Here is a 14,336-nt window from a genome sequence, read left to right as displayed (position 1 = left end):
TCATCCTGCAGGGGGCCGGCATGGCCCTCCTGTTCGCCATCCTGGTTCCCGTCCTGGCAAGGGTCTACCTGTCGGTGCTGGTCTCGCGTCGCAGGAGCCGGTTCGGCGAACAGCTCACGGACACCCTGACCATGATCTCCGGTGGGCTGCGGGCTGGCCACAGCGTGCTCCGGGCCATCGATGCGGTGGCCCAGGAAGCCAACGAACCCACTGCTACGGAGTTCTCCCGCGTAGTGAACGAGACCCGGCTTGGCCGGGACCTGCAGGAATCCCTGGGTGATGTGGCGGTCCGGATGAAAAGCGATGACTTCCGGTGGATGGCCGAGGCCATCGAGATCAACCGCGAGGTGGGTGGCGACCTCGCCGAGGTCTTTGACCAGGTGGGCGAAACCATCAGCGAGCGGGCCCAAATCAAAGGCACCGTCAAGGCGCTGAGCGCTGAAGGCAAACTGTCGGCCATCATCCTGATGGCCCTGCCGGTCCTCCTGCTGGTCTTCCTCAGCCTGGTCAACCCCAAATATATGGGCAACCTCTTCGGCCACCCGGTCGGCTGGATGCTGCTGGGAATTGCCACCGTCATGATGGCAATCGGCGGTTTCTGGGTCCATAAAATCAGCGATCTGAAATTCTAGGGGATTTGTTATGCAGCCAATTGTCTGGGGCATCATCGCCGTAACCATGGTGCCCGCATCCATCCTGCTGTGGTCGGTCGTCGCTGTTGACAGGAAGTCCCACACAGTGATCCAGGGCAACCTTGCCCGCGGTCTCAGTGCCGGCGCCTCCGGGCCGAAAGCCCAGAACATGAACCTGGAGCGGATGGCGCAACGGCTTACGCCCAAGGGCTACATCGGAAAGCTGGACAGGCTCCTGGCCCTGGCCGGCAGGCCGGCGTCCATGCCGTTGTCCCGGCTCCTCGTCGCAAAACCGGCACTGGCGCTCATCGCGGCCGTCCTGATGATGCTGCTGCTCAGCCGTGGCGCCACGCCGCAGCTGCTCCTGCTTGCTGTTTTCGTGACCGCCCTTGCCTACTTCGTCCCGGATCTGCTGGTCCACAGCCGGGGTGCGGAGCGGCAGAAGAAGATCCAACTCGAGCTGCCCAACACCCTGGACCAGATGCTCATTTCAGTTGAGGCCGGGCTCGGTTTCGAGTCGGCCATGGCCAAGGCAGGCCAGAATGGCAAAGGGCCCCTTGCAGTGGAACTCATCCGGACCCTGCAGGACATGCAGGTGGGCCGCAGCCGGCGCGAATCGTATCTGGCAATGGCCGACCGCAGCAGCGTGCAGGACCTTCGGTCTTTTGTCCGGGCCATCGTGCAGGCCGACACCTACGGCATCGCCATCGCCAAGGTCCTGAAGTCCCAGGCGCATGAAATGCGCGTCAAGCGCCGGCAGCGCGCTGAGTACAAAGCCATGAAGCTTCCGGTCCTGGTGCTTTTCCCGCTGCTGCTGTTCATCTTCCCGGTGATCTTCATCGTCATCCTGGGTCCTGCGGTCATCAACATCATCGAAGCGTTCAGCTGAGCCTTCACCATCCATAGACCGGACCCCCTCGGAACCCAGAACCGAGGGGGTCCTTTATGGAGTTTGCCTGCCGGTGGTGAAGAACTACTCCCGCCGTGCCCGCGTCAGTTCCGCCCGCGCCAGCAGCTCAGGGCCTGACGGATAGGCGACTTCGGCGAGGACCAGGGGGTGTGGTGCGGCCAGCACCGACTTGGCGTCCCGCTTCCGCTCCATCAGCCGCTCGTAAAGCCATCCCGGCTGGTGTTGGCCCTCCCCCACATAGAGTGCTGAGCCAATCAGGGCCCGCACCATGTTGTGGCAAAACGCGTCCGCCTGGACTGTTGCAACCAGGACCCCGTCCCCGCCCCGGGAAAATTCAAACCGTTGCAGCTCGCGGATGGTCGTGGCGCCTTCCCGCGGCTTGCAGTAGGACCGGAAATCCTGCAGCCCCAGGAGCCGGGATGCTCCCTGGTTCAGCGCCGAAACATCCAGCGGGTTCCGGTGCCAGAGAGTGTAGGACCGGCCCAGCGGATCCCAGAGTGCCTGCCCGTCCGCGATCCGGTAGGTGTAGCGGCGCCAGAGCGCCGAGAACCGGGCGTCGAACCCGGGCAGCGCCAGATCCACCGAATGCACTTCGACGGCGCCGGACAAGTCACCCAGGATCCGGCTCAGCGCACCGCGGATTCTGCGAAGGAGCGCGACAGCGGGATCAAGTTCGTGCCCGCGCGGCAGTCCGCGCCACTCCTCTTCGCGAAGGTCGAGGTGGACCACCTGCCCGCGGGCGTGCACGCCGGCATCCGTGCGGCCCGCCACCGTGACCCGGACCGGGCGCCGGAGCAACAGCGCGAGCGACTCTTCCAGGACCCCCTGGACGGTCCGCCGTCCCGGCTGGAGGGCCCACCCGCTGAAGGAGCCGCCGTCGTACGAAAGATCAAGCCGGATACGCAAAAACCCGCCGCCCCCCAAAACGGGGGCCGCGGGTTTTTGGTCGTTCATAGACTCAAGTCTATGCGAAGGAAGTCAGCGAATTACTTCGCGTCCTTCTCCTCGGCGGCCGGAGCCTCGGCGTCGGCGGCCGGAGCCTCGTCAGCAGCAGCTTCGTCAGCGGCGGGAGCTTCGGTGGCCGAAGCCTCTTCTGCAACGGGAGCCTCTTCGGCGGGTGCTTCCTCAGCAACCGGGGCGGCATTGGCGGCAGCCTGGGTGGCTTCGGCGACAACAGCCTGCTTGGCGGAAACCGGCTCGAGAACCAGTTCGATGACAGCCATGGGAGCGTTGTCGCCCTTGCGGTTGCCGATCTTGGTGATGCGGGTGTAGCCGCCGTCGCGGTTCTCCACTGCCTGGGCGATGTCGGTGAACAGCTCGTGGACAATGCCCTTGTTGCTGATCAGGCCGAGTACGCGGCGGCGTGAAGCCAGGTCGCCACGCTTGGCGAAGGTCACCAGACGCTCTGCGTAGGGCTTCAGGCGCTTGGCCTTGGTCACCGTGGTGGTGATCCGCTTGTGCTCGAACAGTGCGGCGGACAGGTTCGCGAGCATAAGACGCTCGTGAGCCGCTCCGCCTCCGAGGCGCGGACCCTTAGCGGGGGTAGGCATAATAGTTTCTCCTCATATGGAAGCCAGTGGGCTGCGCACACCGTGGTGCATCCAGCCAGCCGGCCAAGATCTGTTTGTTAGAGTTCGTCGTCGCCGAAAGCGGCGTCGTCCTCTTCAATTGCTGCGGCGCGTGCTGCGAGGTCAAAACCGGGAGGCGAGTCCTTGAGGGACAGGCCCAGTTCAACCAGCTTTGCCTTGACCTCGTCAATGGACTTCGCACCAAAGTTGCGGATGTCCATCAGGTCGGCCTCGGAGCGTGCAACGAGTTCACCCACGCTGTGGATGCCCTCACGCTTGAGGCAGTTGTAGGAACGGACGGTGAGGTCCAGATCCTCGATCGGCAGTGCCATGTCAGCTGCAAGTGCAGCGTCTGTGGGCGACGGGCCAATCTCGATACCTTCAGCTGCGGTGTTCAGCTCGCGGGCCAGACCGAACAGTTCCACCAGGGTGGTGCCTGCGGAAGCAACCGCATCGCGCGGGGCGATGGCCTGCTTGGTCTCGACGTCGACAATGAGCTTGTCGAAGTCGGTGCGCTGCTCAACACGGGTTGCTTCCACGCGGAAGGTGACCTTCAGGACCGGCGAGTAGATGGAGTCGACCGGGATACGGCCGATCTCTGCATCGCCGGACTTGTTCTGAGCTGCCGAAACGTAGCCGCGGCCGCGCTCGATGGTCAGTTCGAGTTCGAACTTGCCCTTCGAGTTCAGCGTGGCAATGTGCAGATCCGGGTTGTGGAATTCGACGCCGGCCGGCGGAGCAATGTCCGCGGCGGTGACGACTCCGGGGCCCTGCTTGCGCAGGTAGGCAACAACCGGCTCATCGTGCTCGGAGGAAACCGAGAGGCTCTTGATGTTCAGGATGATCTCGGTGACATCTTCCTTGACACCCGGAACCGTGGTGAACTCGTGCAGCACGCCATCGATCCGGATGCTGGTGACAGCAGCGCCGGGGATGGAGGAAAGCAGGGTACGGCGGAGGGAGTTTCCGAGGGTGTAGCCGAAGCCCGGTTCCAGCGGTTCAATGATGAAACGCGAACGGTTTTCGGAGACTACCTCTTCGGAGAGGGTGGGGCGCTGTGCAATGAGCACTTAGGTTTCCTTTCGGCGAGCATCCGCTATATGACGCAACACAGGTGGTGGAAATGCGGTCTGAAGACTTAACGCGCTGGGCCTGCCCGGACCATCAGTGGTCCGGGCAAGCTTATGCAACGTCGAAAGGCTTAGACGCGGCGGCGCTTCGGCGGGCGGCAACCGTTGTGCGCTGCGGGGGTGACGTCCTGGATGGAGCCAACCTCCAGGCCAGCGGCCTGCAGCGAGCGGATTGCGGTTTCGCGGCCGGAGCCCGGGCCCTTGACGAAAACGTCGACCTTGCGCATGCCGTGCTCCTGCGCACGCTTTGCAGCGGCTTCGGCAGCCATCTGGGCAGCGAACGGGGTGGACTTACGCGAACCCTTGAAGCCAACCTCACCTGAGGAAGCCCAGGAGATGACAGCACCGTTCGGATCCGTGATGGAAACGATGGTGTTGTTAAACGTGCTCTTGATGTGCGCCTGGCCAAGCGCGATATTCTTCTTGTCCTTCTTACGCGGCTTGCGAACCGCGCCACGAGTCTTCGGGGGCATTTTTTCTCCTACAGAAAGTTTATTGGGGGAAAGCTGGCGCTTGGACCCACACTTGCCGGGTTCCCGGGCTCACCGAAGTGGCCTCAGGAGGCAGGTGCGGTTTAGCGAGCCTTCTTCTTGCCGGCGACGGTACGCTTCGGGCCCTTGCGGGTACGTGCGTTGGTCTTCGTACGCTGTCCGCGTACGGGCAGGCCCTTGCGGTGGCGCAGGCCTTCGTAGCTGCCGATTTCAACCTTGCGGCGGATATCTGCTGCTACTTCGCGGCGAAGGTCACCCTCAACCTTGTAGTTGCCTTCAATGTAGTCACGCAGCTCAACCAGCTGGGCATCCGTGAGGTCCTTAACGCGGACGTCAGAGCTGATGCCAGTGGCAGCCAGGGTTTCGTGTGCACGGGTCTTGCCCACGCCGTAGATGTAAGTAAGCGCAATTTCCAGCCGCTTTTCGCGGGGAATGTCTACGCCAGCGAGACGAGCCATAGTGGCAGTACTCCTTGATAAACCGGAGGTCCTAGGCAGTACACCCGCACGTTCCGTGCGGCCCCAGCCTCCGACCGGGGGTTAGCTGTCCGGGCTCAGTACGTCCCAGTTCAGCTTGTGCTGCCTTTTATTTACTTGCGTGGGTTAGCAACCCAGGGTTTCCTTCAGGGAAGGAAATTAGCCCTGGCGCTGCTTGTGGCGCGGGTTCTCGCAGATCACCATGACCCGGCCATTACGGCGGATCACTTTGCACTTTTCGCAGATCTGCTTGACGCTCGGCTTGACCTTCATGGCGTTCCTTTGCGTGTAACAGTTGGTCAACTGGAGCAGCGGCAGCGGATGCCGCAACTGCCCAGCAATTTACTTGTAGCGGTAGACGATACGACCACGGGTGAGGTCGTACGGGCTCAGCTCCACCACTACGCGGTCCTCGGGGAGGATCCGGATGTAGTGCTGGCGCATCTTTCCAGAGATGTGTGCCAGAACGATGTGCTTGTTGGTGAGCTCAACGCGAAACATCGCGTTAGGCAGCGCCTCGGTCACAACGCCTTCGATCTCAATGACCCCGTCCTTCTTGGCCATACCCTCCGCTAACTGTTGTTGCCGCAGCCCTGCCGGATTGCACCGGGAAAGACCACGAACGTTTTTGTTGGATCGATCATCTTCTCCTGAGCCCAAAAGGGCGCGGCAGTCCAGACAACCAACAAGCAACACTACCCTGTTCGCCGGTAAAAGTTAAATCGGCCATACTAACCTACGTGGTGCCGAATGCACCATAATCCCCGGCGGGCGTGCGCACCGGTTCGGCGCAGGCGATGCCGTCCAGGATGGCGGCACGCACGACGTCGGCTGCCGCGCTTTGCAGCGTCACCAGGCTGATCTGCCGGGCCGTTCCGGTGCTCCGGTCCAGGGCCACGGCGCCGGTGGCCAGGCAGAAGACCGCGTCCCCGTCCGCCAGCGTGTGGGACGGGTTCAAGGCCCGCGCCAGCCCGGCATGGGCGGCCGCTGCCGTCCGTTTGCACTCCGCAGGGTCAAGGACAGCGTTGGTGGCTACTATCACCAGCGTGGTGTTAAGCGGTGGGCCGTCTGCCGGCGCCGCCGCTTGCCGGGCAGGTTCAAACGGCAGGCCCAGGGCGTTGACCACAGCGAGCGCGCCCACCACCACACCGCCGGGAAGGGTGGCAGAGGCGGTGCCGACACCGCCCTTGTAGGTCCTGCCAATCACGGCCCCGGTACCTGCCCCCACGTTCCCGCGGCCGACGTCGTGCCCTTCAACCTGGCGCCCGGCTGCGGCAGCTGCAGCGTATCCCATGTCCGGGGTGGGCCGGGCGGAAAAGTCGCCGCCCCGGCCCAGGTCGAAGATGGCCGCGGCCGGCACGATGGGGACCACGCCGCCCGGAACGGCGAACCCGCGGCCGTTCTCCTCACACCAGCGCTGCGCCCCTGCCGCCGAGGCAAGTCCGTACGCGCTGCCGCCGGTCAGGACCACGGCGTCCACGGTGGAAACGAGGGTGGTGGGATCCAGGGCTTCCGTTTCATGGGTGGCCGGGCCGCCGCCCTGGACGTCCACGGAGCCCACAGTGCCCGGCGGGGGCAGGACCACTGTCACCCCGGACAGCCAGCCGCCGCCGACTTGCTGGACCTGCCCCACCCGGATACCGGGCACATCAGTGATCGCTCCCATCCCACCATTCTCCTCCCCCTCCCCCAACTAGGTCGCAGTTGTTGTCGTTTTGGGGCCCCAAAACGACAACAACTGCGAGTCAGTTGGGTCCCAAAGGCGGGGAAAGGTGACCACCCCCGGCGGCGGAAACGAACTTTGCGCCACCCGGACTTCAACGGTCCGTAAACAGCCAGGAAAGGGTTGGCCAACAATTCCCGGGAAGCCGGAAACCGTCGCTTTAGCCACTGACCGGTGTGGTGGAGTGAGAGTCAGCTCCCCCCTCCGCAGCGCCCTGACCAGGGCCTTCTTCGTAAGAGACCCATGACCACTTCCCTTTCCGGGGCCAGGCCTGCCATGCAACCGGCACCGCCGCCCGCCCCGACCCCACCTGCGGCCCGGCCGCGCTGGTCCGCCAGGTCCCGCCGGGACTTCATTGTCTTCCTGGCCCTCGCCCTGCCCAACCTGGTGCTGATCGGGACGTTCACCTACCTCCCGCTGCTGAACAACATCTACTACTCCACGCTGAACTGGACGCTGGGCTCCGCCTCGGCCACCGTCGTCGGACTCGAAAACTACGTCAGGTTCTTCACCAGCGCGGACGCCCCCAAGGTCCTGGGCACCACCGCCATCTTCACCGTGACCACCGTGGGCGGCTCCATGGTCCTTGGGCTGCTGGTGGCTGTGGCCCTGAACAGCAGGGTCCGCGGCACCACGTTCGCCCGCGCCGCCGTGTTCGCCCCCTACGTACTTTCCGGCGTTGGCGTAGGACTCGTGTGGCTGTTCATCTTCGACCCCGGGTACGGCGTACTGTCCTGGCTCCTCCGCGGACTGGGCCAGCAGAGCCCGCAGTGGATCAACAATCCGGAACTGTCGCTGGTCATGGTGATCATCGTGTACGTCTGGAAGAACCTGGGCTACTGCGCCGTGGTGTTCCTGGCCGGACTGCAGTCGCTGCCTAAAGATGTAATGGAGGCAGCTGCCCTGGACGGGGCGGGAAGTTTCCGCCGTTTCCGCAGCATCTCCGTGCCGCTGCTCTCCCCCACTACGTTCTTCCTGCTGATCACCACCATGCTCAGCTCGCTGCAGGCCTTTGACCTGATCCGGATCATGACCCCGCTGGGTTCCGGCACCAGCACCCTGATCTACGAGGCCTACCTGCAGGCCTTCGGCGCCTACAACCGCGCGGGCTACTCCGCCGCCATCTCCGTGGTGCTCTTTGCCATCCTTTTGGTCATCACGGTGCTGCAGCTGCGGTTCGTCGAGCGGAAAGTCCACTACTCATGAGCGCGCCCACCGCCCCCGCAGTCCCCCGCGCCGACAGCCTTGACGACGACGGCCCCGCACCGCGGGTGCGCCCCTTCAGCCGGACCAATCTGGTCCAGACCCTCCTGGCCGGCTACGTTCCGCTGGTGGTGGCCGTACTGGTGGTGTTCCTGCCGCTGCTCTGGATGGTGTTGAGCTCGTTCAAGCAGCCGGGCGAGATCGTCACCCTTGACCTCCAGGTGCTGCCGAAAAGCCTGGACCCGGAAAACTACCGGATCGCCACCACCACCGTGCCGTTCGGCCAGTTTTTCCTCAACAGCACCGTGGTGACGGTGGTGGGCTCCGGCATCAAGGTGCTCCTGGCCATCCTCACCGCCTACGCGTTGGTCTTTGTCCGCTTCCCGGGCAAGAAGCTGATCTTTGTGCTCATCCTGGTGGCGCTGATGGTCCCGGCACAGGTGTCCATCCTGCCCAACTACATCCTGATCGCCGGGATGGGCGGCAAAAACACCCTGTGGGGCATCATCCTCCCCGGCCTGGGAACAGCGTTCGGCACGTTCCTGCTGCGCCAGCACTTCCTCACCCTGCCGGCTTCCATCATGGAGGCCGCGGAGATTGACGGCGCCGGGCACTGGCGCCGGCTCTGGCAGGTGGCGGCCCCGGTATCCCTGCCCTCCATCGCCACCGTGGCCCTGGTGACCGTGGTCAGCGAGTGGAACGAATACATCTGGCCGCTGATCATCACCGACAAGCCCGAAAGCATGACGCTGCCCGTAGGCCTGACCCTGCTCCAGAACTCCGAAGGCAACGGCGCCGGCTGGGGCATCATGATGGCCGGTGCCGTCCTGGTGATCCTGCCCATCCTGGTGGTTTTCGCCATGCTGCAGCGCTACATCGTGGCCGGCCTGACCCAGGGCAGCGTCACGGGCTGATCCCCCGGCCACCCGCCGTCGGCCGTTCCTTCAACCAAAAGCTCTCCTCCCACCGCATCCAGCCGGACCGCCGGGCTGCGCCGCAGCCTGCCCCGGCACAAACGAAAGGCACCACCCATGGCACCGAAACCACTGAAGCTGGCACTGGACCGCAGGCTCTTCCTTTCCCTGGCCGGAATGGGGGCCGGCGCCGCCGCGCTCAGCGCCTGCGGTGGCCCCTCCACCGCTGCCGGCACGGGTCCCAGCGAGACGGCCCTGAATTTTGACGGCGTCACCCCCGCCGCGTCCATCGATTTCTGGTCCAACCACCCGGGCAAGTCCCAGGACGTGGAAAAGGACATGATCGCGCGCTTCGAGGCCAAAAATCCCGGGATCAAAGTCAACCTGGTCACAGCCGGCGCCAACTATGAGGAAATCGCCCAGAAGTTCCAGACGGCGCAGGCCGCGAAGTCCGGTTTGCCCGCGCTGGTGGTGTTGTCTGACGTCTGGTGGTTCCGCTACTACCTCAACGGGAACATCATCCCGTTGGACTCCCTCATCAGCCAGCTGGACGTCAAGCTGGACGACTTCCGCACCTCCCTGGTGGACGACTACAAGTACGACGGCCAGCAGTGGGCCTTGCCCTACGGCCGTTCCACTCCGCTGTTCTACTACAACAAGGACCACTTCGCTGCTGCCGGGCTGCCGGACCGGGCGCCCGCCACCTGGCAGGAATTCGCCGAATGGGCACCGAAGCTGAAGGCAACCACCGGGGCCCAGTACGCGTTTATGCACCCGGCCCTGGCCGGCTACGCGGGCTGGACCCTGCAGAACAACCTCTGGGGCGAAGGTGGCTCATGGTCCAGGGACTGGGAGGTCACCTGCGATTCGGCCGAGTCGGTGGCGGCACTCCAGGCAGCCCAGGACTCTGTGTACAAGGACGCCTGGGCCGGGGTGTCTTCGAAGGAATCGGCTGATGACTTCGCTGCCGGACTGGCCTCGGCTACGGTGTCCTCCACGGGCTCGCTGATCGGCATCCTCAAGTCCGCCACCTTCAACGTGGGCGTTGGTTTCCTTCCCGGCGGTTCCAAGGCCAAGACCGAGGTGTGCCCCACCGGCGGCGCGGGCCTGGGCATCCCCAGCGGAGTCACCCCTGAGGAGCAGCTGGCCGCAGCCATGTTCCTGCAGTTCGTCACCGAGCCGGAAAACACCGCGGCGTTCTCGGCCGCCACGGGCTACATGCCCACCAGGAAGTCGGCCGACATGACCGCCGTGCTGGCCAAGACCCCGCAGATCAAGACCGCAATGGACCAGCTGGCCGTGACCCGCGTCCAGGACAACGCCCGGGCGTTCCTGCCCGGCGCGGACCAGGAGATGGCCAAGGCGGCGGCGAAGATCCTCACCCAGGAAGCGGACGTCAAGACCACCATGACCGAGCTGAAGGCTACCCTTGAGGGCCTGTACAACACCGATGTGAAGCCCAAGCTGAAGGCATAACCTTCCGCTGAAGGCCAGGTGCGGCTGCCAAAGCTGCACCTGGCCTTTTGTGCTGTGGACAGCTTGTTCAATCTATTGATTAACGATAGATTGCCATTGTTGTTCGATACTAGGAGCTGTCCGTGGGAAAACTGTCCGTCTTCGCCCTCCGCATTGTGCTGGCTCTGGTCCTCGCAGGCTCGCTGTTTGTCCAGGTGCGCATGGTGCCGCTGCTGGCCGTGGACCTGGAAGAGGCGGGCGCACCAGAAGGGCCCCGGGTCGCGGCGCTGGTTATCGTGGTGCTGGGAATCCTGTGCGTCGAAATCACTGCGGTCTGCGTCTGGCGGCTGCTGACCATGGTCCGGCGCGGCACCGTCTTCTCGCTGGCGGCTTTCCGCTACGTGGACATCATCTTCGGCGCCATGACCGCGGCATCCCTGCTGGTGTTTGGCGTGGCTGTCCTGCTGGCACCCGGCGACATCGCCCCCGGTGTGGTCCTGCTGGTGTGCGGCGCCGCGTTGCTGGTGGCCGGCGTGGCATTAATTGTCCTGGTCCTGCGCACGCTCCTGGCCCAGGCCGTGGCCCGGGACGCGGAAGCCACCACCCTGCGTTCGGAACTGGACGAGGTCATCTGATGCCCATCATCGTGGACATCGACGTAATGCTGGCCAAGCGGAAGATGCCGGTGGGGCTGCTGGCCGAAAAGATCGGGATCACCCCGGCCAACCTGGCCGTGTTGAAGAACGGCCGGGCCAAGGCTGTCCGGTTCACCACCCTAGAAGCCCTGTGCGGGGTGCTGGACTGCCAGCCGGGCGACCTCCTGCGCTGGGAGCCGGACCCAACTGACTCGCAGTAGTTGTCGTTTTCAGCGCTCAAAACGACAACAAGTGCGAGTCAGTTGGGAGGGGGCGCTACGGGATCGGTACGGGCGTGACGCCGAGGGGCACCAGGTGCTCCGCGCCGCCGTCGGGCGCTGAGAGCACCCAGATGCCTTTTTCGTGAACTGCCACAGAGTGTTCCCACTGGCAGGAGCGCTTGCCGTCAGTGGTCACCACTGTCCAGTCGTCCGCCAGCACGGCCGTGTCGATGCTGCCGCGGACCAACATGGGCTCGATGGCCAGGCAGAGGCCCGCGCGGATCTTGGGTCCGCGGTGGCTGGTGCGGTAGTTGAGCACGTCCGGGGCCATATGCATCTCGGAGCCGATGCCGTGGCCCACGTAGTCCTCGAGGATGCCGAGCGGCTTACCGCTGACACCGGAAACGTAGTCGTCGATCGCCGCGCCGATATCACCCACGTGGGTGCCTGAGGCAAGGGCCGCGATCCCCCGCCACATGGCGGCCTGGGTCACGTCGGAGAGCCGCTGGTCCTCGGGATCCGCGTCACCCACAATAGCGGTCCGGGCCGAGTCGGAGTGCCAGCCGTTGACGATTGCCCCGCCGTCGATCGAGATGATGTCGCCGTTGGCCAGGACGCGGCTGCCGGGAATGCCGTGGACCACTTCCTCATTCACGGAGGTGCAGATGGTGGCCGGGAAGCCGTGATAGCCGAGGAAGTTGGACTTGGCGCCCGCCTCGTTGAGGACGGCCGCGAACACGTCGTCCAGGTGCTTGGTGGTGACTCCCGGCACCGCGGCGGCCACTGCGGCGTCAAGCGCGCGGCTGAGGACCAGTCCGGCCTCATGCATGGTGCGCATCTGGGCGTTGTTTTTGTATTCAATGCGGGGCTGGCCGAAGGCCATGGTGTGTCCTTTCAAATGGCGAAGGCTCCTCCCTGGACCGGGAGGAGCCTCGCAAAACGTTCGCCTGAATCAGGCTGCCTGTGCCGCCTTGATAGCCTGCATCACGCGATCGGTGACTTCATCGATCGCGCCGATGCCGTCCACCTGGGTGAGGATGCCGCGCTCGGCATACTTGGCCACCACAGCTTCGGTCTGCTCGTGGTAGAGGTCCAGGCGGTGCCGGATGACGGCTTCGTTGTCATCGCTCCGGCCCGTTTCCTTGGCCCGGCCCAAAAGCCGGTGGACCAGTTCCTCGTCGTCGGCGGTCAGCTGGAGAACAACGTCAAGCTTCTCATCGCCGGTGGCGAGGATTTCGTCGAGGTAGTCAACCTGGGCCGTCGTGCGGGGGTAGCCGTCCAGGAGGAAGCCGTTGACGACGTCGGACTCGCTGAGCCGGTCGCGGACCATCTTGTTGGTGACGCTGTCCGGGACAAAGTCACCGTTGTCCATGTACTGCTTGGCTTCGAGGCCCAGCGGCGTTTCGCCCTTGACGTTGGCACGGAAGATGTCGCCGGTGGAGATTGCAACAACGCCGAGGCGTTCCGAAATCCGCTCTGCCTGCGTTCCCTTGCCGGACCCGGGAGGTCCAATAATCAGCATTCTCGTCATCGCAAAAGCCCTTCGTAGTGACGTTGTTGTAGCTGCGCATCAATCTGCTTGACGGTCTCCAGGCCAACACCCACCATGATCAGGATCGAGGTGCCACCGAACGGGAAGTTCTGGTTCGCGTTGATCAGCACCAGGGCAACCAACGGGATCAGCGCAACGAAGCCGAGGTACATGGCACCGGGGAGCGTGATCCGGGAGAGGACGTACTGCAGGTAATCAGCGGTAGGTTTGCCGGCACGGATGCCGGGGATAAAGCCGCCGTACTTCTTCATGTTGTCCGAGACCTCTTCAGGGTTGAAGGTGATCGCGACGTAGAAGTAGGTGAAGAACACAATCATGGCGAAGTACAGCACCATGTAGATCGGGTGGTCGCCTCGGGTGAGGTTGTTGTTGATCCACTCAACCCACGGCTGGATCGGCTCGCCGGCCTTGGGCTGGTTGAACTGGGAGATCAGGCCGGGCAGGTAAAGCATCGAGGAGGCAAAGATGACCGGGATAACTCCGGCCATGTTGACCTTGATGGGGATGTACGTGCTGGTGCCGCCGACGGTGCGGCGGCCGATCATCCGCTTGGCGTACTGCACGGGGACGCGGCGCTGGGACTGTTCAACGAACACCACCAGGGCCACGGTGAGCAGGCCCACGGCCAGGACGATAAAGAACGTTCCGGGGCCCTGCGAGGTCCAGATGGCGCCGAGCGAGGACGGGAAGGTCGCCGCAATGGACGTGAAGATGAGCAGCGACATGCCGTTGCCCACGCCCTTCTCGGTGACCAGTTCGCCCATCCACATGATCAGGCCGGTGCCGGCCGTCAGGGTGATGATCAGCAGGATCGTGGTGATGATGCTGTCGTCGGGGATGATCGGGAGGTTACAGCCGGGAAGCAGCTGGCCGGAACGCGCCAGCGAAATCAGCGTGGTGGCGTTCAGCAAACCGAGGGCGATGGTGAGGTAACGCGTGTACTGGGTCAGTTTGGACTGGCCCGACGCGCCCTCCTCGTACAGCTGCTGGAACCGGGGAATAACCACCCGGAGCAGCTGGACGATGATGCTGGCCGTGATGTACGGCATGATGCCCAGGGCGAAGATGGACACCTGGAGCAACGCACCGCCGCTGAACAGGTTGACGAGCTGGTAGAGCCCGCCTGCGGTCTGACCGTTCTGCAAGCATTGCTGGACATTCTGGTAGCTCACACCGGGCGAGGGAATGTACGCACCCAAGCGGAAGATGGTGATGATTCCCAGCGTGAACAACAACTTGCGTCGCAGATCAGGCGTGCGAAAGGCCCGGCCAAATGCGCTAAGCAAGCGTCCTCCTGTGGTGTCAAAGAGAGTGGTGTGATGGGGATCTATAAATCCCAACAACCGAGTCTAACGGTTGATTGCGCGATGCGAACAATCCGGGCGGGCCCGGCTGCGCCCGGCGGTGGCGGAATATCGCCCGGTGC

General features: G+C 64.0%; 18 protein-coding genes. 7 read left to right on the top strand and 11 right to left on the bottom strand.

Annotation, left to right across the window (positions count from 1 at the left end; all coding sequences use genetic code 11):
* Together ASF72_RS04750 and ASF72_RS04745 are read left to right on the top strand one after the other, a co-directional pair.
* Positions 1-632: type II secretion system F family protein (locus ASF72_RS04750; protein WP_235504651.1), on the top strand; the 632-nt coding region annotated here is incomplete at its 5' end.
* Between the two features lie 10 nt (positions 633-642).
* Positions 643-1,521 carry a type II secretion system F family protein gene (locus ASF72_RS04745; RefSeq protein WP_056596997.1) on the top strand — a complete coding sequence of 293 codons (879 nt, stop codon included), beginning with the start codon at positions 643-645 and terminating at the stop codon, positions 1,519-1,521.
* Positions 1,522-1,605: 84 nt separating this feature from the next.
* Here the strand turns inward: ASF72_RS04745 and ASF72_RS04740 are convergent, their stop codons facing one another.
* From ASF72_RS04740 to ASF72_RS04705, 8 genes are all read right to left on the bottom strand, one after another.
* A complete protein-coding gene (locus ASF72_RS04740) occupies positions 1,606-2,496 on the bottom strand; it encodes a tRNA pseudouridine synthase A (protein WP_200933616.1) in 891 nt (296 codons plus the stop codon).
* 32 nt (positions 2,497-2,528) lie between these two features.
* On the bottom strand, positions 2,529-3,092 hold the full coding sequence (gene rplQ, locus ASF72_RS04735) for a 50S ribosomal protein L17 (RefSeq protein WP_056596995.1): 564 nt from the start codon (positions 3,090-3,092) through the stop codon (positions 2,529-2,531).
* A 77-nt stretch (positions 3,093-3,169) separates the two neighbouring features.
* Complete coding sequence (locus ASF72_RS04730; RefSeq protein WP_050684374.1) at positions 3,170-4,180, bottom strand: DNA-directed RNA polymerase subunit alpha; 1,011 nt, start codon at positions 4,178-4,180, stop codon at positions 3,170-3,172.
* 131 nt (positions 4,181-4,311) lie between these two features.
* Complete coding sequence (rpsK, locus tag ASF72_RS04725) at positions 4,312-4,713, bottom strand: 30S ribosomal protein S11 (protein ID WP_018769149.1); 402 nt, start codon at positions 4,711-4,713, stop codon at positions 4,312-4,314.
* Between the two features lie 101 nt (positions 4,714-4,814).
* Positions 4,815-5,189 (bottom strand): 30S ribosomal protein S13, encoded by a 375-nt coding sequence (gene rpsM, locus ASF72_RS04720; RefSeq protein ID WP_050684375.1) that lies wholly within the window; start codon positions 5,187-5,189, stop codon positions 4,815-4,817.
* 177 nt (positions 5,190-5,366) lie between these two features.
* Positions 5,367-5,480, bottom strand: a complete 114-nt coding sequence (gene rpmJ, locus ASF72_RS04715) for a 50S ribosomal protein L36 (protein ID WP_009358722.1) — start codon at positions 5,478-5,480, stop codon at positions 5,367-5,369.
* Between the two features lie 69 nt (positions 5,481-5,549).
* Complete coding sequence (gene infA, locus ASF72_RS04710; protein ID WP_009358723.1) at positions 5,550-5,771, bottom strand: translation initiation factor IF-1; 222 nt, start codon at positions 5,769-5,771, stop codon at positions 5,550-5,552.
* A 172-nt stretch (positions 5,772-5,943) separates the two neighbouring features.
* Positions 5,944-6,873, bottom strand: coding sequence for a P1 family peptidase (locus ASF72_RS04705; RefSeq protein WP_056596993.1), 930 nt, complete (start codon positions 6,871-6,873; stop codon positions 5,944-5,946).
* A 300-nt stretch (positions 6,874-7,173) separates the two neighbouring features.
* On the opposite strand from ASF72_RS04705, the gene ASF72_RS04700 reads away from it, so the two are divergent.
* The 5 genes from ASF72_RS04700 (at position 7,174) to ASF72_RS04680 (ending at position 11,358) form a co-directional block, all read left to right on the top strand.
* Positions 7,174-8,136, top strand: a complete 963-nt coding sequence (locus ASF72_RS04700; RefSeq protein ID WP_056596991.1) for a carbohydrate ABC transporter permease — start codon at positions 7,174-7,176, stop codon at positions 8,134-8,136.
* The gene (locus ASF72_RS04695; RefSeq protein WP_050684378.1) at positions 8,133-9,047 is read left to right on the top strand and encodes a carbohydrate ABC transporter permease; all 915 of its coding nucleotides are present in this window, start codon (positions 8,133-8,135) and stop codon (positions 9,045-9,047) included. The genes ASF72_RS04700 and ASF72_RS04695 overlap by 4 nt, the downstream gene beginning before the upstream one ends.
* Before the next feature lie 132 nt (positions 9,048-9,179).
* Positions 9,180-10,523 (top strand): ABC transporter substrate-binding protein, encoded by a 1,344-nt coding sequence (locus ASF72_RS04690; protein WP_050684418.1) that lies wholly within the window; start codon positions 9,180-9,182, stop codon positions 10,521-10,523.
* A gap of 122 nt (positions 10,524-10,645) precedes the next feature.
* Positions 10,646-11,137, top strand: coding sequence for a DUF2975 domain-containing protein (locus ASF72_RS04685; RefSeq protein ID WP_056596989.1), 492 nt, complete (start codon positions 10,646-10,648; stop codon positions 11,135-11,137).
* Positions 11,137-11,358, top strand: a complete 222-nt coding sequence (locus ASF72_RS04680) for a helix-turn-helix domain-containing protein (RefSeq protein WP_050684380.1) — start codon at positions 11,137-11,139, stop codon at positions 11,356-11,358. The genes ASF72_RS04685 and ASF72_RS04680 overlap by 1 nt, the downstream gene beginning before the upstream one ends.
* Before the next feature lie 55 nt (positions 11,359-11,413).
* Here the strand turns inward: ASF72_RS04680 and map are convergent, their stop codons facing one another.
* From map to secY, 3 genes are all read right to left on the bottom strand, one after another.
* Entirely contained in the window at positions 11,414-12,241 is an 828-nt protein-coding gene (gene map, locus ASF72_RS04675; RefSeq protein ID WP_056596987.1) for a type I methionyl aminopeptidase, read from the bottom strand.
* A gap of 69 nt (positions 12,242-12,310) precedes the next feature.
* Positions 12,311-12,880, bottom strand: a complete 570-nt coding sequence (locus ASF72_RS04670) for an adenylate kinase (protein ID WP_197273515.1) — start codon at positions 12,878-12,880, stop codon at positions 12,311-12,313.
* Between the two features lie 5 nt (positions 12,881-12,885).
* Positions 12,886-14,196: a preprotein translocase subunit SecY gene (gene secY / locus ASF72_RS04665; RefSeq protein WP_050684383.1), complete on the bottom strand. Its 1,311-nt coding sequence runs from the start codon at positions 14,194-14,196 to the stop codon at positions 12,886-12,888.
* Positions 14,197-14,336 lie beyond the last annotated feature (140 nt).

The organism is Arthrobacter sp. Leaf141 (assembly GCF_001424565.1).
Classification (GTDB): domain Bacteria; phylum Actinomycetota; class Actinomycetes; order Actinomycetales; family Micrococcaceae; genus Arthrobacter.
Note: the sequence above shows the minus strand (reverse complement) of the source record. Positions and strands in the feature narration are given on the sequence as shown.

Coding starts and splice junctions, on each gene's coding strand:
- ASF72_RS04745 (WP_056596997.1), top strand. CDS start 643: ATGCAGCCAATTGTCTGGGGCATCATCGCCGTAACCATGGTGCCCGCA.
- ASF72_RS04740 (WP_200933616.1), bottom strand. CDS start 2,496: ATGAACGACCAAAAACCCGCGGCCCCCGTTTTGGGGGGCGGCGGGTTT.
- rplQ (WP_056596995.1), bottom strand. CDS start 3,092: ATGCCTACCCCCGCTAAGGGTCCGCGCCTCGGAGGCGGAGCGGCTCAC.
- rpsK (WP_018769149.1), bottom strand. CDS start 4,713: ATGCCCCCGAAGACTCGTGGCGCGGTTCGCAAGCCGCGTAAGAAGGAC.
- rpsM (WP_050684375.1), bottom strand. CDS start 5,189: ATGGCTCGTCTCGCTGGCGTAGACATTCCCCGCGAAAAGCGGCTGGAA.
- rpmJ (WP_009358722.1), bottom strand. CDS start 5,480: ATGAAGGTCAAGCCGAGCGTCAAGCAGATCTGCGAAAAGTGCAAAGTG.
- infA (WP_009358723.1), bottom strand. CDS start 5,771: ATGGCCAAGAAGGACGGGGTCATTGAGATCGAAGGCGTTGTGACCGAG.
- ASF72_RS04705 (WP_056596993.1), bottom strand. CDS start 6,873: ATGGGAGCGATCACTGATGTGCCCGGTATCCGGGTGGGGCAGGTCCAG.
- ASF72_RS04700 (WP_056596991.1), top strand. CDS start 7,174: ATGACCACTTCCCTTTCCGGGGCCAGGCCTGCCATGCAACCGGCACCG.
- ASF72_RS04695 (WP_050684378.1), top strand. CDS start 8,133: ATGAGCGCGCCCACCGCCCCCGCAGTCCCCCGCGCCGACAGCCTTGAC.
- ASF72_RS04680 (WP_050684380.1), top strand. CDS start 11,137: ATGCCCATCATCGTGGACATCGACGTAATGCTGGCCAAGCGGAAGATG.
- map (WP_056596987.1), bottom strand. CDS start 12,241: ATGGCCTTCGGCCAGCCCCGCATTGAATACAAAAACAACGCCCAGATG.
- ASF72_RS04670 (WP_197273515.1), bottom strand. CDS start 12,880: ATGCTGATTATTGGACCTCCCGGGTCCGGCAAGGGAACGCAGGCAGAG.